At 64.6% G+C, this 21,197-nt stretch carries 17 protein-coding genes and 2 pseudogenes; 11 read left to right on the top strand and 8 right to left on the bottom strand.

Going from position 1 to position 21,197, the window contains the following annotated elements:
• The first annotated feature begins 17 nt into the window (after nucleotides 1-17).
• From DA1_RS17020 to DA1_RS17000, 5 genes are all read left to right on the top strand, one after another.
• Complete coding sequence (locus tag DA1_RS17020; protein WP_034392713.1) at nucleotides 18-2,093, top strand: 2Fe-2S iron-sulfur cluster-binding protein; 2,076 nt, start codon at nucleotides 18-20, stop codon at nucleotides 2,091-2,093.
• 57 nt (nucleotides 2,094-2,150) lie between these two features.
• Nucleotides 2,151-2,849 (top strand): hypothetical protein, encoded by a 699-nt coding sequence (locus DA1_RS17015; RefSeq protein ID WP_034392710.1) that lies wholly within the window; start codon nucleotides 2,151-2,153, stop codon nucleotides 2,847-2,849.
• 14 nt (nucleotides 2,850-2,863) lie between these two features.
• Nucleotides 2,864-3,097 (top strand): hypothetical protein, encoded by a 234-nt coding sequence (locus DA1_RS17010; protein ID WP_034392707.1) that lies wholly within the window; start codon nucleotides 2,864-2,866, stop codon nucleotides 3,095-3,097.
• A gap of 169 nt (nucleotides 3,098-3,266) precedes the next feature.
• Complete coding sequence (locus DA1_RS17005; RefSeq protein ID WP_034392704.1) at nucleotides 3,267-3,731, top strand: GNAT family N-acetyltransferase; 465 nt, start codon at nucleotides 3,267-3,269, stop codon at nucleotides 3,729-3,731.
• 555 nt (nucleotides 3,732-4,286) lie between these two features.
• Nucleotides 4,287-5,216 carry a hypothetical protein gene (locus DA1_RS17000; RefSeq protein ID WP_034392701.1) on the top strand — a complete coding sequence of 310 codons (930 nt, stop codon included), beginning with the start codon at nucleotides 4,287-4,289 and terminating at the stop codon, nucleotides 5,214-5,216.
• On the opposite strand, the gene DA1_RS30885 is transcribed toward DA1_RS17000, so the two are convergent.
• The gene (locus DA1_RS30885) at nucleotides 5,188-5,523 is read right to left on the bottom strand and encodes a hypothetical protein (RefSeq protein ID WP_218017179.1); all 336 of its coding nucleotides are present in this window, start codon (nucleotides 5,521-5,523) and stop codon (nucleotides 5,188-5,190) included. The two genes, DA1_RS17000 and DA1_RS30885, sit on opposite strands and share 29 nt — an antisense overlap.
• A 290-nt stretch (nucleotides 5,524-5,813) precedes the next feature.
• On the opposite strand from DA1_RS30885, the pseudogene DA1_RS16995 reads away from it, so the two are divergent.
• Nucleotides 5,814-6,203 (top strand): annotated as a pseudogene (locus DA1_RS16995) (hypothetical protein); the annotation flags it as partial.
• A 30-nt stretch (nucleotides 6,204-6,233) separates the two neighbouring features.
• Nucleotides 6,234-6,737, top strand: coding sequence for a hypothetical protein (locus DA1_RS31350; protein ID WP_230590769.1), 504 nt, complete (start codon nucleotides 6,234-6,236; stop codon nucleotides 6,735-6,737).
• Nucleotides 6,738-6,806: 69 nt separating this feature from the next.
• Here the strand turns inward: DA1_RS31350 and DA1_RS16990 are convergent, their stop codons facing one another.
• From DA1_RS16990 to DA1_RS16980, 3 genes are all read right to left on the bottom strand, one after another.
• The gene (locus DA1_RS16990; RefSeq protein ID WP_034398432.1) at nucleotides 6,807-8,651 is read right to left on the bottom strand and encodes an acyl-CoA dehydrogenase; all 1,845 of its coding nucleotides are present in this window, start codon (nucleotides 8,649-8,651) and stop codon (nucleotides 6,807-6,809) included.
• Between the two features lie 108 nt (nucleotides 8,652-8,759).
• On the bottom strand, nucleotides 8,760-9,935 hold the full coding sequence (locus tag DA1_RS16985; RefSeq protein ID WP_013802768.1) for an acetyl-CoA C-acyltransferase: 1,176 nt from the start codon (nucleotides 9,933-9,935) through the stop codon (nucleotides 8,760-8,762).
• A gap of 59 nt (nucleotides 9,936-9,994) precedes the next feature.
• Nucleotides 9,995-12,094 carry a 3-hydroxyacyl-CoA dehydrogenase NAD-binding domain-containing protein gene (locus tag DA1_RS16980; RefSeq protein ID WP_034392698.1) on the bottom strand — a complete coding sequence of 700 codons (2,100 nt, stop codon included), beginning with the start codon at nucleotides 12,092-12,094 and terminating at the stop codon, nucleotides 9,995-9,997.
• A 311-nt stretch (nucleotides 12,095-12,405) separates the two neighbouring features.
• Between DA1_RS16980 and DA1_RS16975 the strand changes: the two genes are divergently transcribed.
• Nucleotides 12,406-12,600: a heavy-metal-associated domain-containing protein gene (locus tag DA1_RS16975; protein ID WP_034392696.1), complete on the top strand. Its 195-nt coding sequence runs from the start codon at nucleotides 12,406-12,408 to the stop codon at nucleotides 12,598-12,600.
• Between the two features lie 82 nt (nucleotides 12,601-12,682).
• Here DA1_RS16975 and fdx read toward each other — a convergent pair whose 3' ends face one another.
• Nucleotides 12,683-13,021 (bottom strand): ISC system 2Fe-2S type ferredoxin, encoded by a 339-nt coding sequence (gene fdx, locus DA1_RS16970; protein ID WP_034392695.1) that lies wholly within the window; start codon nucleotides 13,019-13,021, stop codon nucleotides 12,683-12,685.
• A 127-nt stretch (nucleotides 13,022-13,148) separates the two neighbouring features.
• Nucleotides 13,149-13,538: pseudogene (gene cueR / locus DA1_RS16965) on the bottom strand (Cu(I)-responsive transcriptional regulator); the annotation flags it as partial.
• Nucleotides 13,539-13,768: 230 nt separating this feature from the next.
• Between cueR and DA1_RS16960 the strand changes: the two are divergent.
• Genes DA1_RS16960 through DA1_RS16950 form a run of 3 tightly spaced genes read left to right on the top strand, consistent with a single transcriptional unit; the run spans nucleotide 13,769 to nucleotide 19,645 of the window.
• Nucleotides 13,769-14,995 carry an efflux RND transporter periplasmic adaptor subunit gene (locus tag DA1_RS16960; protein ID WP_034392694.1) on the top strand — a complete coding sequence of 409 codons (1,227 nt, stop codon included), beginning with the start codon at nucleotides 13,769-13,771 and terminating at the stop codon, nucleotides 14,993-14,995.
• Complete coding sequence (locus DA1_RS16955; protein WP_034392691.1) at nucleotides 14,992-18,189, top strand: efflux RND transporter permease subunit; 3,198 nt, start codon at nucleotides 14,992-14,994, stop codon at nucleotides 18,187-18,189. Before DA1_RS16960 ends, DA1_RS16955 begins: the two co-directional genes overlap by 4 nt.
• On the top strand, nucleotides 18,179-19,645 hold the full coding sequence (locus tag DA1_RS16950; protein ID WP_034392689.1) for an efflux transporter outer membrane subunit: 1,467 nt from the start codon (nucleotides 18,179-18,181) through the stop codon (nucleotides 19,643-19,645). The genes DA1_RS16955 and DA1_RS16950 overlap by 11 nt, the downstream gene beginning before the upstream one ends.
• Nucleotides 19,646-19,663: 18 nt before the next feature.
• On the opposite strand, the gene DA1_RS16945 is transcribed toward DA1_RS16950, so the two are convergent.
• Nucleotides 19,664-20,359 carry an ABC transporter ATP-binding protein gene (locus DA1_RS16945; protein ID WP_012205150.1) on the bottom strand — a complete coding sequence of 232 codons (696 nt, stop codon included), beginning with the start codon at nucleotides 20,357-20,359 and terminating at the stop codon, nucleotides 19,664-19,666.
• Nucleotides 20,360-20,369: 10 nt separating this feature from the next.
• On the bottom strand, nucleotides 20,370-21,197 hold the full coding sequence (locus tag DA1_RS16940; protein WP_051940671.1) for an ABC transporter ATP-binding protein: 828 nt from the start codon (nucleotides 21,195-21,197) through the stop codon (nucleotides 20,370-20,372).

Here is a 21,197-nt window from a genome sequence, read left to right as displayed (position 1 = left end):
CGGCAAAGGAGCGCACCATGCAACCGCAACCCCTGCAAAACCCTGCCTCGCCCTGGCATGCGGGCGAACTGGCGATCCAGCAAAGCGTTGGCGTCGTGGGCCGCATGGACATGCCGGGCCGCAAGTTCCTGCGCCCCTTCCTGCTGGACCAGCACCGCGAGTTCTATCCGCTGCTGCATTTCGTGGTGCTGGGCAGCGTGGATGCGCAAGGCGACGCCTGGGCCACGGTACGGGCCGGCGAGCCGGGCTTCCTGCACTCTCCCGATCCATCGACCCTGCATGTGGCAGCGGGCCGCGATGCGGCCGACCCGGCCGAGCCGGGCCTGGCTGATGGCCATGCCGTGGGCCTGCTGGGCATGGACCCCATGACGCGCCGGCGCAACCGGCTCAACGGTACGGTGCGGCGCAAGACAGGCGTTGATGGGGCGGGCGCCTTCGACATCGGCGTGGTCCAGAGCTTCGGCAACTGCCCGCGCTATATCCAGAACCGCAGCGTCCGGTTTGTCCGGCCTGCGGACGAGCCCACGCAGGTGCCGGCGGTCGAACTGGCATCGCTGGACCAGCGCGCACAGGCACTGATTGCGCAGGCGGATACGTTCTACGTGGCGTCCTACGTTGATGGGGAGGATGGCCTGCGGCAGGTCGATGTCTCCCACCGTGGCGGCAAGCCGGGCTTTGTGCGGATCGACGCCGATGGAACGCTGACCATCCCCGACTTCTCGGGCAACCTGTTCTTCATGACGTTGGGCAACTTCCTGGTCAATCCCAAGGCGGGCCTGCTGTTCATCGACTCCGAAACCGGGGAGATGCTGCAGATGACGGGCGAGGCCAGCGTCATCCTCGACTCCCCGGAAATCGCGGCCTTCGAGGGCGCCGAGCGCCTGTGGACCTTCAAGCCCCGCCGCATCGTGCGCCGGCCCGACGCCCTGCCGCTGCGCTGGAGCATGGCAGCCGACGGCTGGTCGCCCCACCTGCAGATGACCGGAAGCTGGGCCGATGCCAGCCAGCGCCTGGCCGCCGCCCGGCTGGGGCGACAGTGGCGGCCGTTCCGGGTGGCGCAGGCCGTGGATGAGAGTTCCACCATCCGCTCGCTCTACCTGGAGCCGGCCGATGGCATGGCCACGGTGGCCCCCCTGGCCGGCCAGCATCTGCCGCTGCGCCTCACGCTGGCGGACGGCAGCCATCTGCAGCGCACCTATACGCTGTCGCTGGCGCCTTCGGACGGGCGCTTGCGCATCAGCGTCAAGAAGCAAGGCCGTGCGTCCAGCCATCTGCATGGCCTGAAGCCAGGCGATCTGGTCGAGGCCCGCCCGCCCGCTGGCAGCTTCACCGCCGATGCGGCCCTGCGCCGCCCCGCCGTGCTGCTGGCCGCGGGCATAGGCATCACGCCCTTGCTGGCCATGCTGCGCCACATCGTCCACGAAGGCCGGCGCACCCGCAGCCTGCGGCCCACCTGGCTGTTCCAGGCGGCTCGCACGCGCAGCGAACGGGCCTTTGACACGGAGATTGCCGAACTGGTGAAGGCCGGCAATGCCGAGGTGCATTGGGTGCGAACGCTCAGCCAGCCCGGCACGGCAAAGGCCGGCCGCGACTACGACCATGAGGGCCACATCGACATGGCCCTGTTGAAAGCCACCCTGCCCTGGGACGACTACGACTTCTACCTCTGCGGCCCGGACGCCTTCATGCAGGCCACCTATGACGGCCTGCGCGAACGCAATGTGCCCGACGAGCGCATCCACGCAGAAGCCTTCGGTCCCTCGGCCCTGAAGCGCTCCATGGCCGGTGCAGCCCCCGCCGCCGAACTGCCTGCACCCGCCACGCAGCCTGTCCGCATCATCTTTGCCGACTCGGCCAAGGAAGCGCGCTGGAAGCCCGGCGACGGCAGCCTCCTCGAAGTGGCCGAGGCCAGGGGGCTGGAACCCGCCTTCGGCTGCCGGGGCGGCAGCTGCGGCGACTGCCGTGCTCGCGTGCTGGAAGGCGGCGTGACCTATGCATCCCCGCCCTCCTTCGCCGTGCCGGCGGGCGAGGCCCTGATCTGCTGTGCGGTGCCTGCGCAGGGGACGGGGGAGGCTTTGCATCTGGCGTTGTGAGGGACGGCCGCCTGGCGTAGATACACTCGACGCCATCGCCGCTCTCACCCTCGCCCCATGAAGCCTGCCACTCACCTGCCGGCCCTGCTTGCCGCAATCCTCGCCTGCCACATCGGCGTAGCCAGTGCACAGCAAACCACACCAGCGCCAGGCACCTATGTCCGCAAAGGCGGGGGCGGTGATCTGGTGGTGCAGGCTGGCGGCAAGTTCCACATCCAGACCGTGGGCGCCAATGGCCATACCTGCGAATTGGAAGGCACCATCACCAACGGCCGGGCCAGGATGGCGAATTCGGCCTGCGCCGTGGACTTCACGCCTGCCGGTCAGCGCGTCGGGGGCGACACGGCCACCGCTGATGCATGCAGGGACTTCTGCGGCATGCGGGCCTGGTTCGGTGGCGATTACCTTCGGCCCACGCCCGGCTGCACGGACAAGGCCATTGCCGCATCGCGCAGAAACTTCAAGCGCGCGTACGACGCCAAGGACTACCGCCTGGCGCTGACCACGCTGGCGCCGGTGCTGCAGGACTGCGATGAGGTGCTGACCGGCGTCGCCAAAGGCTGGCTGCGCAACGACCTGGCGCTGGCGCAGCTTCGCTCGGGCGACGCAGCCGCCTGCCGCCAGACCCTGGCCCCGCTGGCCGAGGAAGCCGGCAAGACGGATCAGGAACTGCGCGAGGCCTATCCGCCCACCGATGCCGATGTGGTGCTGCCCATGCTCAAGGCTGCGCGCACCAATCTGCGCTTGTGCAGTTGAGCGGAGCCATCGCCATGAAAGATCCCGCATCGCCCAACGCAGGAATCTCCGGGCATTTCCGGCGTGAGGCGAAGTGGATGCTGTGGGTGCTTGGCGTGCTGCCCTTGGCGCTTGCCGTGCTGGCAGCGTGGCTGGCGCCGTTGATCCTGAACCATGTGGAGAAAGACAAATGCCTGAAAGCTGGAGCACAGATCTCCAGGCAAACCGGCAGGTGCGAACGCACTGAACAGGCGCCCCTGAAGGAGTGACTTGCGGGCTATCCCGCGTTGCCCGCCCGGCCTAAGACGATGCCCTGTGCTTGGGCGTGGTGCCCATGCTGTAGCGGATCGGCGGCGGCCCGGGCGTCTTGCCCTATCCTTGTGCGCTTTCATTCCAACTGAGTAGCGCCCTTGAACAGGGCTTGACCCCTTGCCACCCATGACCGATATCCGTCCCGCCCACTTTCCCGAAGACCTCGACGCCGTGGTCCGCATCTTCCGGGAATACGTGGCCAGCCCCACCGTGAGCCTGGACTTCCAGGACTTCGAGACCGAGTTCGCCGCCCTGCCCGGCAAGTACGCCGCACCCGAGGGCTGCGTGCTGCTGGCCTGGAAAGACGGCCAGCCCGTGGGCTGCGCCGCCCTGCGCCAGGTGGATGCGCAGACAGGCGAAATGAAGCGTGTCTACGTGCGCCCCACGGTACGCGGCGAAAACCTGGGTCGCCGTCTGGTGGAAGGCATCCTGGACACCGCGCGGCATGCGGGCTACACCCGCATCTGCCTGGACGTGCTGCCCGAGTTCCAGGCCGCGCAGCGGCTGTATGAGTCCCTGGGTTTTGCGGATGCAGAGCCGGTGAGCTTCAATCCCGTGCCGGGCACGCGTTATCTCGGACTGGATCTTTGAGGCATGCACCCTCCGGCAGGCGGCCTTCAGCGCCTGCACGGCTTCCGATGCGCTGAAACCCGGTCCCTGAGTCCTCGTCTGCAAGCATTCAGCACGGTGAGACCGTAGCCCATACCCCGGTCCAACAGCCTGCCCGCAAGCGCAGCGGCGGTACGGACCACCTCTCCCCGCATCCTTCATCCGCAAATGCCCGTGGCCGAGCCGGGCAGCCTGCGCTTGTGCCCCGTGAATACCGCCCATGGCGAATGGCGCTGCCTGGGACCAAACGCTCATTGGCAGCACCTCTATTCACCTGACATTTCAAACCTGATTTTAGGAATTGTCCTAAGGATAATTCTGAAAATGATCTGTGGGCGACTTCTTTGATTGACCTCGTGCAGGCCATGAAATCAAATGAGGACTCTTCGCAAAGCAAACATCAGAAACCCGCTTGGACACTGACAGCGGATTATTTTCCTGCTTGCAACCACTCATTTCCGTCAGATTGCCTTTATTGATCAAGGCGCATTGGCTGGAATCCTCTATTCCGCTTCTGATCCAGCGTCTCCATACACCATGCCAGCCTCCATTGCCGCCACCTTCTATCAGATCGGCTATGCCGACATGCTTGCTCGCCAAATGGAGCAAAAACAGATAGATGCCATTGTGCTCAAGCCACAGGAATATGCAGACATACTGAGCGACAAGGCGCGTAACAATCCTCGCCTGGCGGCCACGCTGCATGCCATGCTGGCCCACAGTGCGCTTGGGCGATACTGGACACACACCGCCAGCCCGAATGCAGGCAAACCCTGGGTCGCTCCCGCCTCTCTGATGGTCAGCGACGCGTACCTGATCACCAAAACGCTGATTGCATTGGGCCTGGCCGGTGCCCGCTCCTATATCAAGACAACCGCCACAGGCACCTATATCATCATCACGGGCTACGCGGGACTTCGCCGCCAGCTGCTGCAAGGCACGCGATTCCTTGCCGCCAATCCACGCATGGTCCAGATGGGCCTGGGTATTCGCGGTCTGCAGAATGTGGCCAAGGGCGGGTTTCTTCTGAGCCTAGTGGTGGGCACCGGGATAGAGACAGTGGACTTCATCTTCAATGACGAGAAGACCATGCATGATCTTGTGGGAGGGATTGGGGTGGAGGCAGTCAAGGCGGGATTGGCGACGATGGTAGGCCTTGGCTTGGGAATAAAGCTTGCAACGGCAACGTCCCTTGCAATTCTTCCTTTGGCTGCTGTGGCAGTGGCCGTACTTGTCACAGGAATCATCTTGAATCAAATAGACGATGATTTAAAAATCAAACAACGTGTGATCAATATGCTGCGCATTTCCACCAGTAGCATACCTCAAGGCATATATCGGATAAATATCGACAAACTCAATTTTGATAATCAGAAACCTTATCAGCAGATAGAGTATAAATTTAACAATTGTTCCACAGAAATTTTCAAAAATGAATTTATGTGCCGCACAAATCGTAAAAACTAATCAAGAAAATGTTGGACGCAGAAAAAATAAGGAAAACCTTGATATGGGGCATTCCATTAAATGTTTTCATTTTTGTTCTTTGCATTTGGTACATTAAGCATGCAATATTTAATGATATTAAAGATCTCATTGAACTATCAGCGTCAATAAGAATAACACCCGGTGCACCAGTCGTAGCATATTTTCCCGTAATATTGGCAGTCGGTCTAATTTCCTCATTATCTAAGGCAATACCATGCAAAACATCAATTTTAAAGGTAACCGAACGCACCTTTAACGCAACCATGCTGGCAGGATTAATAATCATGGCTTCTTGCCTTGCACTCATAACTCCTTTGCAATACTATGCAATGCCCAAACTTGGTTATACACGCTGCAATATCCTGGAAGGGCATCCCACCATATATTTCACAGACTGGGTCAAAAACCCCGAATGGTGCGTTCGCGGAAAATCCAGAGAATGGGTCAAGGATCAAGCCCTTCTGACCGGCAATTCAGAAATAAATCCATGAAATAGAAAAGTGGGGACCGCTTGGCCTTCGCTTTTGATATGTCTCTTGTCAGACAGGTGCTTTGCCTGCTTGCGCAGAATGCCTCCTCGCTATCACGAGCCACGCGGGACTTCGCCGCCAGCTGCTGCAAGGCACGCGATTTCTTGCCGCCAATCCACGTATGGTCCAGATGGACCTGGGCATTCGCGGTCTGCAGAATGTGGCCAAGGGCGGGTTTCTTCTGAGCCTGGTGGTGGGCACCGGCATAGAGACACGGGACTTCATCTTCAATGACGAGAAGACCATTCATGATCTTGTGGCCGGGATTGGGGTAGAGGCCGTGAAAGCAGGACCGGGAACACTTGCTGGGATAGTGGCGGCCACCATAACCGCTGGAATGACGACCGTGGCAGTGATGCCGCTCTTTGCCATGGCTGTAGCCGTACTCATCACCGGCTTTGCGCTCAATCAAGCCGATAAATATTGGCGAGTCAAATTCAGAAAAAAATAAAAACAATTAAAGAAGATGAAAAATCGCACAATCACAAACAGAAGAAACTCCATATGGGGAATTCCATTCCTAATTCTCATATTCATTGTCAATGTTCTCATTTGTATTAATGATACGCTTCCTAATATTAGGGACCTTCACAACAATGAAGCAATTGTAAAAATAGTCCCAATCACACCACTATTAATCTCTTCACTTCCAACACCAGTGATTCTCTTACTAACGATGATCGCAAATACAATTCCTTGCAAAGAAAGAGTGCTAAAAATTATGGAGCGCATTTTGATAATTATGCTTTCCATTAATTTTGCAAGCATAGCCATTTCATTTATTATATTAATTCCATTGCAGTACTATGCATTGCCAAAGCTTGGATATACCAATTGCAGCATCCTAAGGGATCACCCAACCATATATTTCACAGACTGGGTCAAAAACCCAGACTGGTGCATTCGCGGAAAAACCAGGGAATGGGTCAAAGAGCAGGCCAGGCTCTCCGGCAACCTTGAAAATCCCTGAAATAAAAAAAGCGCAGACCACATGGTCCGCGCTTTTTTGCATCCTCCGGCAGCCGTGCTGCCAACTCCCTCAGAACGCCTCTTCACTCATCTGCGCACAGGTCATGTCGCGCTCACGCACGACCTTGAGCCAGGCGCCGATCTTCGGCAGTTCGTAACCGAAGAAGTAGCGCATGGCGGCCATGCGGCCAGCGTTGGCGGGAGCGGTCAGGCCCGGGTCTTTGTCCAGCACGGCCAGGGACACGTCCAGCCAGGTCCAGGCCAGTACCGTGTGGCCGAAGGCCTGCATGTAGGGCACGGCATTGGCCAGGGCCTGTTGCGGGTCGTCGGTGGCCCATGCGGCCTTGGTGGTGGCGCCGACTTCCTGCAGGGCCTTGGCCAGTTCATTGGCATAGCCGGCCAGTTCGGGCCGGGCCATGGCGCGCTGGATGGTGTCGTTGATGCGCGTGGCCAGCAGCTGCAGGCCCTTGCCGCCTTCCATGAGCACCTTGCGGCCCAGCAGGTCCATGGCCTGTATGCCGTGCGTGCCTTCATGGATCATGTTCAGGCGGTTGTCGCGCCAGTATTGCTCCACGGGGAAGTCGCGCGTGTAGCCGTAGCCGCCATGGATCTGGATGGCCAGGGAGTTGGCCTCCAGGCAGAACTCGCTGGGCCAGCTTTTGGAGATGGGGGTGAGCACTTCCAGCAGCAGCCTTGCCTCGGCCACGGATTCGGGCGTGCCGGTGTGCTGCTCATCGACCAGGCGCGCGCAGAACAGGTTCAGCGCCAGCGCGCCTTCGCAATAGGACTTTTGCGCCAGCAGCATGCGCTTGACGTCGGCGTGCTCGATGATGCGCGACTGGGGGCGCGTGGCATCCTTGCCGGCTGCACCCGGCGCCCCCTTGATCGGCCGGCCCTGCGGGCGATTCTGCGCATAGTCCAGGCTGGCGTGGTAGCCGGCCAGGCCCAGCATGGTGGCGGCCATGCCGATGGAGATGCGGGCCTCGTTCATCATGTGGAACATGCATTTGAGGCCCTCGCCGGGCTTGCCGACCAGGTAGCCCACGGCCCCGGCACCGCCGCGCACGGGAAAGCGGCCTTCCCCGAAGTTCAGCAGCGTGTTGGTGGTGCCGCGCCAGCCCAGCTTGTGGTTGAGGCCGGCCAGGGCCACGTCGTTGCGCTCGCCGGTGAGTTGGCCTTCGGTGTCCACGAGCTTCTTGGGCACGATGAACAGCGAGATGCCCCGCACGCCGGGCACGGGCTTGCCATCGGGCCCGGGGATCTTGGCCAGCACCAGATGGACGATGTTCTCGGTCAGCTCATGGTCGCCCGCGCTGATCCACATCTTGTTGCCCTTGAGGCGGTAGCGCGGACCCAGCGCATCGCTCTCGAAGTCGGCGCCATCGGGCTCGGCACGGGTGGCAATGTCGCTCAGCGAGGAGCCGGCCTGGGGTTCGGACAGGCACATGGTGCCGGCCCAGCGGCCATTGAATTCATTGGTGGCGAAGACCTGTTTTTGCATGTCCGTGCCGTGGGCCATGATGGCATTGGCATTGCCCGAGGTCAGCATGTTGGAGCCGATGCTGATGGAGGCCGCCGCGAAGAAGCTGTTGGCTGCCGCCTCCACGGTATAGGGCAGCTGCATGCCGCCGATGTCGTAGTCCTGGGCGGCGCTGAGCATGCCCGAGTCGGCATAGGCCTGGCGCGCATCGTGGGTGCACTGGGGCAGGATGACTTTCTCGCCGTCGAACTGCGGCTCCTGCGTGTCCACGGTGCGGTTGAAGGGGGCGTATTTCTCGCGGGCGATGCGCTCGCAGGTGTCGAGCACGGCATCGAAGGTGTCGCGCGAATGGTCGGCAAAGCGCTCGCGCTCGCCCAGCGCATCGGCGCGCAGCCATTCATAGAGCAGGAAATCGATGGTGGAACGCAGGCGCATGGTGATGTCCGGAATCAAAAAAGAAGCCGCAGGCGCCGCCAGAGGGAGCGCGTGCGGCCAACAGGAGTAACGGGAACAGGCGGTGGCGGCCGCAGCCGCCACCTGCACTTACAGCACTTCGAACACGCCGGCGGCACCCATGCCGCCGCCGATGCACATGGTCACGCAGACACGCTTGGCACCGCGGCGCTTGCCTTCGATCAGGGCGTGGCCCGTCAGGCGCTGGCCCGACACGCCATAGGGATGGCCCAGGGCGATGGCGCCGCCGTTGACATTGAGGCGATCGTTGGGGATGCCCAGCTTGTCGCGGCAGTACAGCACCTGCACGGCAAAGGCTTCATTGAGCTCCCACAGGTCGATGTCCTGCACCGTCAGGCCCAGCTTCTTGAGCACCTTGGGCACGGCGAAGACGGGGCCGATGCCCATTTCGTCGGGCTCGCAGCCGGCCACGGCAAAGCCCAGGAAGCGGCCAAGAGGCTTGAGGTTGTTGCGCGATGCATAGTCCTCGCTGACCACCACGCAGGCGCCTGCGCCATCGGAGAACTGGCTGGCATTGCCGGCCGAGATCACGCCGCCGGGCAGCGCGGGGCGGATGCCCGAGATGCCTTCCTTGGTCGTGCCTTCGCGCACGCCCTCGTCCTTGCTGCAGGTCACTTCCTTGGTGATCAGGCCGCGCACCTTGTCGGCCACGCCCATGGTCACGGTAATGGGCGCGATCTCGGCGTCCAGCAGGCCGGCGGCCTGGGCCGCGCAGGCCTTTTGCTGGCTGGCGGCGCCGTATTCGTCCATGGCGTCACGGCCGATGCCGTAGCGCTTGGCGACCTGTTCGGCGGTCTGCAGCATGCTCCAGTAGATCTCGGGCTTTTGCTTGGCCAGGGCCAGGTCCTGGATCATGTGCAGGTTCATTTCCTGCTGCACACAGGAGATGGACTCCACGCCGCCGGCCACATAGACATCGCCCTCGCCCGCGATGATGCGTTGCGATGCGGTGGCAATGGTCTGCAGGCCCGAGGAGCAGAAGCGGTTGATGGTCATGCCCGATGCGGTGATGGGCAGGCCGGCCTTGAGCGCGATCTGGCGCGCAATGTTCATGCCGGTGGCGCCTTCGGGGTTGGCGCAGCCCATGATCACGTCATCGACGGCGGCAGGGTCGACGCCTGCGCGCTGCACGGCGTGCTGCACGGCATGGCCGCCCAGCGTGGCGCCATGGGTCATGTTGAAGGAGCCCTTCCAGCTTTTGGCCAGGGGCGTGCGGGCGGTGGAAACGATCACGGCGGATGTCATGGATATTCCTTGTATGGCGGGTTTGCGGTGGTTCGCAAAAAGTTCGTGCGCCGCACGTCTCAGCTGAATTGCTTGCCTTCGGCCGCCAGCTTCGCCAGCAGCGGGGCCGGCTGCCAGAAATCGGCGTCGTCGTTGGGGTTCTTGGCGAAGCGGTTCATGGCCTGGACCACGTTGAACAGCCCAACCTCACCCGCGTAGTGCATGGGGCCGCCGCGCCAGATGGGGAAGCCGTAGCCGGTCAGGTAGACCATGTCGATATCGCCCGACTTGCCGGCGATGCCGTCTTCCAGGATGTGGGCGCCTTCGTTGACCAGGGCGAAGACCAGGCGCTGGACGATTTCCTCATCGGAGATCTTGCGCGGGGTGATGCCCAGCTCCTTGCGGTGAGACTCGATCATCTGGTTAACCAGCTCGGACGGGATGGCGTCGCGCTTGCCCGCCTGGTAGTCGTACCAACCCGCGCCGGTCTTCTGGCCGAAGCGGCCCAGCTCGCACAGCTTGTCGGCCGTGCGGCTGTACTTCATGTCGGCGCGCTCGACGGCGCGGCGCTTGCGGATGGCCCAGCCGATGTCGTTGCCGGCCAGATCGCCCATGCGGAACGGTCCCATGGCGAAGCCGAACTTCTCGATGGCCTTGTCCACCTGGGCGGGCGTGGCGCCTTCGTCCAGCAGGAAGCCGGCCTGGCGCGAGTACTGCTCGATCATGCGGTTGCCGATGAAGCCATCGCAAACGCCCGAGACCACGGCGGTCTTCTTGATCTTCTTGGCCAGCTTCATCACGGTGGCCAGCACGTCCTTGGCGGTGTGCTTGCCGCGCACCACTTCCAGCAGCTTCATCACGTTGGCGGGGCTGAAGAAGTGCATGCCCACCACGTCCTGCGGGCGCTTGGTGAAGGCGGCGATCTTGTCCACGTCCAGCGTGGAGGTGTTGGAGGCCAGGATGGCGCCGGGCTTGGCAACCTCGTCCAGTTGCTTGAACACGGTTTCCTTGACGCCCAGCTCCTCGAACACCGCCTCGATGATGAGGTCGGCGCTCTTGAGCGCGTCATACGACAGCGTGGTGCTCAGCAGCGCCATGCGCTGGTCGTACTTTTCCTGGGTGAGCTTGCCCTTCTTGACCTGGGCTTCGTAGTTCTTGCGGATGGTGGCCACGCCACGGTCCAGCGCTTCCTGCTTGGTCTCCAGAATGGTCACGGGAATGCCCGCGTTCAGGAAGTTCATGGAGATGCCGCCGCCCATGGTGCCGGCACCGATGACGCCCACGGTCTTGATGTCGCGCACAGCCGTGTCCGAGGGCACGTCGGCGATCTTGGAGGCCGCGCGCTCGGCCATGAACAGGTGGCGCAGCGCGCGCGACTCGGGCGACCACATCAGTTGCATGAAGGCATCGCGCTCCAGGACCATGCCCTCGTCGAACTTCTTGCGCGCGGCGTTCTCCACCGTGTCCACGCAGCGGGCCGGGGCCGGGTAGTTCTTGGCCATGCCCTTGACCATGTTGCGCGCGAACTGGAAGTAGGCGTCGCCCTGGGGATGCTTGCAGGGCAGGTCGCGCACGCGCGGCAGCGGACGCTTGTCGGCCACTTCCAGCGCAAACGCCTTGGCCTCGTCCAGCAGGGACTCGGGCGAAGCGGCCATCTTGTCGAACAGCTTCTGGCCGGGGATGGAGGCCAGCAGCTCGCTCTTGACGGGTTCGCCGCTGACGATCATGTTCAGCGCGGTCTCCACGCCCAGCACGCGCGGCAGGCGCTGCGTGCCGCCTGCACCGGGCAGCAGGCCCAGCTTGACTTCCGGCAGGGCCACCAGGGTGCCGGGAGCGGCCACGCGGTAGTTGCAGCCCAGCGCCAGCTCCAACCCGCCGCCCATGCAGACGGTATGGATGGCGGCCACCACGGGCTTGCTGCCCTGGTCCAGCGAGTTGATCAGCGAGACCAGGTGCGGCTCGCGATACGCCTCTTCCTTGCCGAACTCGTTGATATCGGCACCGCCCGAGAAGGCCTTGCCGGCACCCGTGATGACGATGGCCTTGATGGCCGGGTCGGCGTAAGCCTTGTCCAGCCCCTCGACGATGCCGCGGCGCGTGGAAAGGCCCAGGCCGTTGACGGGGGGATTGTTGAGCGTGATCACGGCAACCGAGCCGTCGACCTTGTATTCAGCCGTCATGCAATGTCTCCTGAGGTTTAAGCAAATAGTACGGACGTGCTTTTTCCATTCTAGGAAGGCTTGACCGGCAGCGCCATGCCGTTGGCGGTGCAAGCTGTCCCGGTCGGGACAAGTTTTGCTGCGCTGCAGCGTCCAGCGGGTCTCGCCGGGGTCCGCGCCCGCGCCAGCTTACGGGGAGGCGGTCTCGCAAAGTCATGCAAGCGCCAAGGCGCCAGTGTTTGTACCGACAGGGAAATCCAGCTTGAGGACTTGACCTTCCCACCGTAGCAATGCCCAGACTGCATGGACCTTCAACTCCCAAGGAGTTTTCCATGCAGTTTTTTCTTGAAGACATGACCTGTGGCGGCTGCGCCCGTTCCGTGACCAAGGCCATCAAGACCGTCGATCCGGATGCCAGGGTGGCCACGGACCCGCTGACCCGTGGGGTGGAGGTGCAGACCAGCGCCACCGAGGAGCAGATCGCCACCGCACTGCGCCAGGCGGGCTACCCGCCAGGCAAGGGATGACACGCCGCCGCAATCCGTCGGCAAGGCCGATGGATTGCGGCCCTCCCACGGACGCGAGCCCCGCGCCAGCCTCCTCGGAGGGTCACCGGCCCTCCTTGGCGTGATTGATCGTGTAGCGGGGAAGCTCCACGGTCAGATCCTCCCGCCCCACGATGGCCTGGCAGCTCAGGCGCGATTGCGCCTGCAGCCCCCAGGCCCGGTCCAGCATGTCTTCCTCCTGCTCCTCGACGTCGTTCAAGGAGCCGAATCCCTGGCGCACGATGCAGTGGCAGGTCGTGCAGGCGCCGACCTGCTCGCAGGCGTGCTCGATGGCAATGCCGTGGTCCAGCAGGGCTTCGCAGATCGACGTGCCCGCAGGCACCTGCAACACCGCCCCCTCCGGGGCCAGTTCGGCGTGCGCGATCACGGTCAGTTGTGGCATGGTGGCGGCCCTCCCTTCAGTGCGGGCAGGCGCAGCGGCCCGCAACTTCGTTCGTCTTGCCGCACGCATGCGGGTGGTTCTTGCGCGGTACGGCGCCTGTGCGCCGCGAGGGTTCCCTCTTGCCGCTATCGGGCTGCTGCAGTCCCTGCAGGATAGGGCAGGCCGGCGACTGATCGCCTGCGCAGGATCTGGTCAGCGCCTTCAGGGACGAGGCCACCTGCCGCATGTCATCGATGCGCTGCTCCAACGCCGCGATGTGCTGCTCGGCCACGCGCTTGACGTCCGCGCTGCGCCGCGATGGATCGGTCCACAGGTCCAGCAGGTCCTTTATCTCGTACGCCGAAAAGCCGAAGTCGCGCGCGCCGCGGATGAAGTGCAGCCGCAGGATGTCGGGACCGCCATAGACGCGGTAGCCCGCTTCGCAGCGATTCGCCGGGGGTATCAGCCCGATCTGCTCGTAATAACGAATCATCTTGGCCGAGATACGAGATGCCTTGGAGGCTTCTCCGATGTTCATGGTCTATCTCCTGTTTCAAAGTGCCGTGGCGTGGCCTGCCCCGCAGGACCAGCCTCACGGCGTGCACAGCTTGATCCTTCACACAACGTCAAGGTCAAGTGCCCTCGCGGCCCGGAGTTCTTTTGGCAAAGCTTGACCTTGCCGCCGTTGTAAGCCCCAGCCTTTGCGCATGTCGATGCAGCGACGCGCCGGATGGTCCGGGGCCCTGCAGCCGAGAAAGGGGCACTTCCATGCGTGAAAAAATCAGAATCGCCGCGCTTGCCGGCGCCATGGCGGGGGTACTGGGCATAGCCCTCGCCACCCGCGAGGCCTCGGGCGACCAGCCAAAGGCGGCCGCACCCGCCGGGCCGCAGGTGCCGGTGGCCGAAGTCATTACGCGCACGGTCACGCCATCGGCCGAGTTCACGGGCTTTCTCGCCGCGCCCAAGACGGTGGAGCTGCGCTCGCGCGTGGGCGGTGCGGTCGAGGCCGTGAGCGTTCCCGAGGGCAGTCTGGTGCGCAAGGGCCAGTTGCTGTTCCAGATCGACCCGCGCCCCTTCCATGTTGCGCTGGACAATGCGGCCGCACAGTTGCGCCAGGCCCAGGTGCTGGCCAGCCAGGCCCAGGCCGATGTCGAGCGCGCCGAACGGCTGGCGCCCACGGGCGCCGTCTCGCGCAAGACCCATGACGATGCCGTCTCCGCGCACAACGCCCGCCAGGCGCAGGTGCAGGCGGCCCAGGCCGCCGTGGCAGCGGCGCGGCTGGACCTGTCCTACGCGCGCATCACGGCGCCTATCTCGGGCCGCGTGGACCGGGTGCTGGTGACCGAGGGCAACCTGGTCGGCGGCAGCTCGGGAGGTTCGGCGGGCGCGGCCACGCTGCTGACCACCATCGTCTCGGTCGATCCCATGCACGCCTATTTCGACATCGACGAAGCCACCTATCTCACGGCCGTGCGCCAGGCCCGGCCCGAGGCGCGTGGCGGCAAGGCGGCGCCGCGCGTGGCGCTGGGGCTGGTCACGGACCAGGGCTTTCCCCATGAAGGCGTGCTCGACTTCGTGGGCAACAGGATGGACCGCGCCACCGGCACCATCCGCGCGCGCGCCGTGGTGCCCAACCCCAAGGGTGTACTGGCCCCGGGCCTGTTCGTACGGGCCAGGCTGGCCACGAGTGCTGCGCGCGAGGCCATCCTGATCGATGACCAGGCCGTGGGCACCGACCAGGGCAAGAACTATGTGCTGGTCGTGGCAGAGGACAACCAGGCCCAGTACCGCCCGGTGCGGCTGGGGCCGCTGGTGGATGGCCTGCGCGTGATCGACGAGGGACTGAAAAGCGGCGAGAAAATCATCCTCAAGGGGCTGGTGCGTCCCGGCATGCAGGTCACGCCCCGCCCGACCCCCATGCAGCAGACGGCCTCCGCTGCCGCCTCACCCGCAGCGGCTGGCGCCGCCAATGACCGGGTGGAGGCACGCCAATGAACTTTCCCCGCTTTTTCATCGCGCGGCCGATCTTCGCCATCGTGCTGTCGCTGCTGATGCTGCTGGCCGGCGCCATCGCTTTCTGGCAATTGCCGCTGAGCGAGTATCCGGCCGTCACGCCGCCCACGGTGCAGGTCACGGCCAGCTACCCTGGCGCCAATCCCGAGGTCATCGCCGACACCGTGGCCGCGCCGCTGGAGCAGGTCATCAACGGCGTGGAGAACATGCTCTACATGAGCTCCCAGATGACCACCGACGGCCGGATGGCGATCAGCATCGCCTTCAAGCAGGGCACCGACCCGGACATGGCGCAGATCCAGGTGCAAAACCGGGTCTCGCGCGCCCTGCCCCGCCTGCCGCAGGAGGTGCAGCGCATCGGCGTGGTCACGCAAAAGACCTCGCCCGACGTGCTGATGGTGGTGCACCTGGTCTCGCCCGGCAAGCGCTACGACCCGCTGTACCTGTCCAACTTCGCCCTGCGCCAGGTGCGCGACGAACTGGCGCGCCTGCCCGGCATCGGCGATGTGCAGGTCTGGGGCGCGGGCGAATACTCCATGCGCGTGTGGCTGGATCCGGCCAAGGTGGCCACGCGCGGGCTCAGTGCCAGCGATGTGGTCGCCGCCATCCGTGAGCAGAACGTGCAGGTCGCGGCCGGCTCGGTGGGCCAGCAGCCCGACACCTCGTCGGCCTTCCAGGTGACGGTCAATACCATGGGCCGCCTGGCCAGCGAGGAACAGTTCGGCGACATCATCGTCCAATCCGGCGCCGACGGCCAGGTCACGCGCCTGCGCGACGTAGCCCGCATCTCGCTGGGCGCCGACGCCTACACCCTGCGCAGCCTGCTCGATGGCGAGCCGGCACTGGCCATGCAGATCATCCAGAGCCCCGGCGCCAATGCCATCGACGTCTCCAATGCCGTGCGCGCCAGGATGCAAGAGCTGCAAAAGGGCTTCCCGCAGGACATCGAGTACCGCATCGCCTACGACCCCACGGTCTTCGTGCGCGCCTCGCTGCAATCGGTGGCCGTCACGCTGCTGGAGGCCATCGTGCTGGTGGTCATCGTGGTGGTGCTGTTCCTGCAGACCTGGCGCGCCTCCATCATCCCGCTGGTGGCCGTACCGGTGTCACTGGTGGGCACCTTCGCGCTGATGCAGATCTTCGGCTTTTCGCTGAACACGCTGTCGCTGTTCGGGCTGGTGCTGTCCATCGGCATCGTGGTGGACGATGCCATCGTGGTGGTCGAGAACGTGGAACGCCACATCGCCCTGGGCGAATCGCCGCGCGACGCGGCGCGCAAGGCCATGGACGAGGTCACCGGTCCCATCCTGGCCATCACCTCGGTGCTGGCGGCGGTCTTCATCCCATCGGCCTTTCTGTCGGGCCTGCAGGGCGAGTTCTACCGCCAGTTCGCGCTGACCATCGCCATATCGACCATCCTGTCGGCCATCAACTCGCTGACACTGTCGCCCGCGCTGTCGGCCATCCTGCTCAAGCCCCACCACGGCGGGGCAAGGCCCGACCGACTCACGCGCGCCATGGACGCCGTGTTCGGCGGGTTCTTCCGCCTGTTCAACCGCTTCTTCGACGGCGCCTCCAATGCCTACGTGGGCACGGTACGCCGCGCAGTGCGCGGCAGCGCCATCGTGCTGCTGCTGTATGGCGGCTTCGTGGCCCTGGCCTGGCTGGGCTTCCAGCAGGTGCCCGGTGGCTTCGTTCCGGCCCAGGACAAGTACTTCCTGGTCGGCATCGCCCAGTTGCCCACCGGGGCCTCGCTGGACCGGACCGAGGCCGTGGTCAAGCAGATGTCCGAGATCGCGCTGGCCGAGCCCGGGGTGGAGAGCGTGGTGGCCTTCCCGGGCCTGTCCATCAACGGCTTCGTGAACGTGCCCAACTCGGCCGTCATGTTCGCCATGCTCAAGCCCTTTGCCGAGCGCAAGGACCCATCGCTGTCCGCCAATGCCATCGCGGGGAAACTGATGGGCCGGTTCAGCCAGATCCCCGACGGTTTTCTGGGCATGTTTCCGCCGCCGCCCGTGCCGGGCCTGGGCAGCATGGGCGGTTTCAAGATGCAGATCGAAGACCGCGCGGGCCTGGGCCTGGAGGCGCTGGTGCAGGCCCAGGGCGCCCTCATGGCCAAGGCCATGCAGACGCCCGAGCTGGCCAGCATGTTGGCCAGCTTCCAGACCAACGCGCCGCAGCTGCAGGTGGACGTCGACCGGACCAAGGCCAAGTCGCTGGGCATCTCGCTGACCGACGTGTTCGAGACGCTGCAGATCAACCTGGGCTCGCTGTACGTCAACGACTTCAACCGCTTCGGCCGCACCTACCGCGTCATGGCACAGGCCGACGCGCCGTTTCGCATGCAGGCCGAGGACATCGGCCGGCTCAAGCTGCGCAACGCGGCCGGGGACATGATCCCGTTGAGCGCCTTCGTGCGCATCACCCGCAGCTCGGGCCCGGACCGGGTGATCCACTACAACGGCTTTCCCTCGGCCGACATCAGCGGCGGGCCGGCGCCCGGCTACTCCTCGGGCCAGGCCACCGACGCCATGGAGCGGATTGCGCGCGAAACCCTGCCCGAAGGCATGACCTTCGAATGGACGGACTTGGTCTACCAGGAAAAGCAGGCCGGCAACTCGGCGCTGTACATCTTCCCACTGGCCGTGCTGCTGGCCTTCCTGATCCTCGCGGCCCAGTACAACAGCTGGTCGCTGCCCTTCGCCGTGCTGCTGATCGCCCCCATGGCGCTGCTGTCGGCGATCGCCGGGGTGTGGCTGACCGGCGGCGACAACAACATCTTCACGCAGATCGGCTTTGTGGTGCTTGTGGGGCTGGCCGCCAAGAACGCCATCCTCATCGTGGAGTTCGCACGCGCCAAGGAAGACGAAGGGGCCGACCCGCTCGCCGCCGTGCTCGAAGCGGCGCGCCTGCGCCTGCGCCCGATCCTGATGACCTCGCTGGCCTTCATTGCCGGAGTCGTGCCCCTGGTGCTGGCCAGCGGCGCCGGTGCCGAGATGCGCCATGCCATGGGCGTGGCCGTGTTCGCCGGCATGCTGGGCGTGACGCTGTTCGGCCTGGTGCTCACGCCTGTGTTCTACGTGCTGGTGAGGCGCTGGACCACGCGCCGCCAGCGCCCTGCGGCCACGCCATCCACCTCACCCGCGCAGCAGATCGGAGTACGCCATGCGGACTGAACGCCCCCTGAAAAAACTGTCGCTGCTGGCCCTGGCCAGCCTGCTGGCCGGCTGCTCGCTGGCCCCCAGATATGAGCGCCCGCCAGCGCCCATCGACACCATCTACCCCAGCGGTCCCGCCTATGGCGATGCCGATGCGGCCCCGCAGGCCGTGGCCGACATCGGCTGGCGAGACTTCCTGCGCGACCCGCTGCTGCAGGAACTGGTGGCCCTGTCCCTGGCCAACAACCGCGACCTGCGCAAGGCCGCGCTGAACGTGGAGATGGCGCGGGCCCAGTACCGCATACAGCGCGCCGACCTGCTGCCGCGCATCGGCTTGGGCGCCGACGGTTCGGCACAGCGCCTGCCAGCCGACCTCAACCCCAGCGGCACAGCCGGCATCCGTCGCAATTTCCAGTTCGCGGGCGTCGTCTCGTGGGAGCTGGACCTGTGGGGCCGCATACGCAGCCTCGGCGAACAGGCGCTGGCCGCCTACCTGGCCCTGGACGAAACCCGCACGGCCGGGCAACTGAGCCTGGTCGCCGAAGTGGCCAACGCCTATCTGGCGCTGCGCGCAGACCAGGAACTGCTGGGCCTGACGCAGCAGACGCTGGAGGCCCAGCAGCGCTCCTTCGCACTGACGGCCCAGTTGGTGGAGGCTGGCAGCGCCAACCGCATCGACCTGCGGCGCGCCGAGATCGCCCTGCGCACGGCGCAGGCCAACCGGGCGCTGTACACGCGCCAGGCGGCACGGGACCGCAACGCCCTGGTGCTGCTGCTGGGCCAGCCGCTGACACCCGAGCTGTCACACCAGCTCGACAGGGCCCTCACGCTGCCAGACGACCTGGTGCCCGCCAATCTGCCCGCAGGCCTGCCCTCGGACCTGCTGATGCGCCGCCCCGACCTGCGCGCCGCGGAGCACCGGCTGCGCGCAGCCAACGCCAGCATCGGCGCCGCGCAGGCAGCGTTCTTCCCCACCATCGGGCTGACGGGCGTTGCCGGCACGGCCAGCGCCAGCCTGGGCGGCCTGTTCGACGCAGGCTCGGGCACCTGGAGCTTCATTCCGCGCATTGGCCTGCCCATCTTCCAGGGCGGCTCGCTGCGGGCCCAGCTAGACGTCGCCCGGGTGCGCCAGCGCGCCGAGGTCGCCAGCTACGAGCAGGCCATCCAGACCGCCTTCGCCGAAGTGGCCGATGGTCTGGCCGGCAAACGCACGCTGGACGAGCAGATGCAAGCGCAGCAACTGCTGCTGGACGCCAGCGAACAGGCCGAGGAACTGGCCGCCCAGCGCTTTGCCGAAGGCCTGGACGACAACCTCAGCCTGCTGGATGCGCAGCGCACGCGCTACGGATCGCAGCAGGCGCTGGTGCTGACGCGGCTGGCGCGCCTGGGCAACCTGATCGATCTGTACAAGTCATTGGGTGGCGGCTGGACGGAGCGTACGCAGGCAACGAGCGCCCTGGCCAGTGCACCCTGAGCAGAGAACAGGCAGGTATCAGACCTCCAGCCACTCCTTGCGTACTTTCTGATCGGCGCGCAGCCCGTCGGGCGTGCCGTCGAAGACGATGCGCCCATGGCCCATGACCAGGGCCCGGTCGGAGATGCTCATGGCAATGGTGAGCTTTTGCTCGATCAGCAGCACGGACACGCCGCGCTGCTTGATCTTTTGCAGGTACTCGCCCACCAGCTCGACGATCTTGGGTGCCAGGCCCTCAGTGGGCTCGTCGATGATGATCAGGTCGGGGTCGCCCATCAGCGTGCGGCACAGGGTCAGCATCTGCTGCTCGCCGCCCGACATCACGCCGGCCTCGGTGTGCTGACGCTCCTTCAGGCGCGGGAACATGGCGTACATGTCGTCGAAGCCCCAGCGGCTGTCCCGGCCCTTGCCCTTCTGTCCCAGCAGCAGGTTCTGGTGCACGGTGAGGTTGGGGAACACGTCGCGGCTCTCGGGTACGTAGCCCACGCCCAGGTGGGCGATCTCGTAGGCCTTGCGGCCGGTCAGGCTCTGGCCCTTCCAGTCCAGCGAGCCCTCCCAGTGCACCAGGCCCATGATGGCCTTGGCCGTGGTGGAGCGGCCCGAGCCGTTGCGCCCCAGCAGCGCGACGATCTCGCCGGGCTGCACCGAGAAATCCACGCCATGCAGCACATGGCTTTTGCCGTAATAGGCATGCAGGTTGTTGATGTTCAGCATCCGTGCTCCCTCAATGTGCGCCAGCTTGTTGATCCGCCACAGACGAGCCCAGATAGGCCTCCTGCACGCGCGGATTGGCACGCACGGCCTCGGGCGTGTCGTAGGCGATGACTTCGCCGTAGACCACGACGGCGATCTTGTCGGCCAGGCCGAAGACCACGCCCATGTCGTGCTCCACGGTCAGCAGGGTCTTGCCTTCGGTGACCTTCTTGATCAGTTGGATGAAGTGGGCCGTTTCGCTGTTGCTCATGCCGGCCGTGGGTTCGTCCAGCAGGATGACGCCAGCGCCGCCGCCGATGGTGATGCCGATCTCCAGCGCACGCTGCTCGGCATAGGTCAGGTTCACCGCCAGCGTGTCGCGCTTTCTGTGCAGGCCGATCATCTCCATCAGCTCATCGGCGCGGGCGTTGGCGTCGCGCAGCTTCGACAGGAAGCGCCAGCAGCTGTAGCGGTAGCCCAGGCTCCACAGCACGCTGCAGCGCAGGTTCTCGAACACGCTGAGCTTGGGAAAGATGTTGGTGATCTGAAAGCTGCGCGACAGCCCCATCCGGTTGATTTCATAGGGCTTCTTGCCGTCGATGCGCTGGCCGTTGAGCAGCACCTGCCCGCTGGTGGGCTCGAAGCGGCCACTGATCAGGTTGAACAGCGTGCTCTTGCCCGCGCCGTTGGGGCCGATGATGGCCACGCGCTCGCCCGGCTTCACGGCCAGCTGGGCGCCACGGATGATCTCGGCCTTGCCGAAGCGCTTGTACAGGTCGCGCAGCTCCAGCGCATAGGTGGCCTCGCCAGCCACGGCGGCGGCCGCGGTGCCCGGACGTTCGATTGCAATGCTGGACAT

The organism is Delftia acidovorans NBRC 14950 (assembly GCF_001598795.1).
GTDB lineage: Bacteria > Pseudomonadota > Gammaproteobacteria > Burkholderiales > Burkholderiaceae_C > Comamonas > Comamonas acidovorans.
The sequence above is the reverse complement of the archived record's forward strand: the minus strand, read 5'-3'. Positions and strand labels throughout refer to the sequence as shown.

What these genes read in the sequence shown, in the direction of transcription:
- DA1_RS17020 (WP_034392713.1), top strand. Translation starts at nt 18, where the DNA reads ATGCAACCGCAACCCCTGCAAAACCCTGCCTCGCCCTGGCATGCGGGC.
- DA1_RS17015 (WP_034392710.1), top strand. Translation starts at nt 2,151, where the DNA reads ATGAAGCCTGCCACTCACCTGCCGGCCCTGCTTGCCGCAATCCTCGCC.
- DA1_RS17010 (WP_034392707.1), top strand. Translation starts at nt 2,864, where the DNA reads ATGAAAGATCCCGCATCGCCCAACGCAGGAATCTCCGGGCATTTCCGG.
- DA1_RS17005 (WP_034392704.1), top strand. Translation starts at nt 3,267, where the DNA reads ATGACCGATATCCGTCCCGCCCACTTTCCCGAAGACCTCGACGCCGTG.
- DA1_RS17000 (WP_034392701.1), top strand. Translation starts at nt 4,287, where the DNA reads ATGCCAGCCTCCATTGCCGCCACCTTCTATCAGATCGGCTATGCCGAC.
- DA1_RS30885 (WP_218017179.1), bottom strand. Translation starts at nt 5,523, where the DNA reads ATGATTATTAATCCTGCCAGCATGGTTGCGTTAAAGGTGCGTTCGGTT.
- DA1_RS31350 (WP_230590769.1), top strand. Translation starts at nt 6,234, where the DNA reads ATGAAAAATCGCACAATCACAAACAGAAGAAACTCCATATGGGGAATT.
- DA1_RS16990 (WP_034398432.1), bottom strand. Translation starts at nt 8,651, where the DNA reads ATGCGCCTGCGTTCCACCATCGATTTCCTGCTCTATGAATGGCTGCGC.
- DA1_RS16985 (WP_013802768.1), bottom strand. Translation starts at nt 9,935, where the DNA reads ATGACATCCGCCGTGATCGTTTCCACCGCCCGCACGCCCCTGGCCAAA.
- DA1_RS16980 (WP_034392698.1), bottom strand. Translation starts at nt 12,094, where the DNA reads ATGACGGCTGAATACAAGGTCGACGGCTCGGTTGCCGTGATCACGCTC.
- DA1_RS16975 (WP_034392696.1), top strand. Translation starts at nt 12,406, where the DNA reads ATGCAGTTTTTTCTTGAAGACATGACCTGTGGCGGCTGCGCCCGTTCC.
- fdx (WP_034392695.1), bottom strand. Translation starts at nt 13,021, where the DNA reads ATGCCACAACTGACCGTGATCGCGCACGCCGAACTGGCCCCGGAGGGG.
- DA1_RS16960 (WP_034392694.1), top strand. Translation starts at nt 13,769, where the DNA reads ATGCGTGAAAAAATCAGAATCGCCGCGCTTGCCGGCGCCATGGCGGGG.
- DA1_RS16955 (WP_034392691.1), top strand. Translation starts at nt 14,992, where the DNA reads ATGAACTTTCCCCGCTTTTTCATCGCGCGGCCGATCTTCGCCATCGTG.
- DA1_RS16950 (WP_034392689.1), top strand. Translation starts at nt 18,179, where the DNA reads ATGCGGACTGAACGCCCCCTGAAAAAACTGTCGCTGCTGGCCCTGGCC.
- DA1_RS16945 (WP_012205150.1), bottom strand. Translation starts at nt 20,359, where the DNA reads ATGCTGAACATCAACAACCTGCATGCCTATTACGGCAAAAGCCATGTG.
- DA1_RS16940 (WP_051940671.1), bottom strand. Translation starts at nt 21,197, where the DNA reads ATGTCCAGCATTGCAATCGAACGTCCGGGCACCGCGGCCGCCGCCGTG.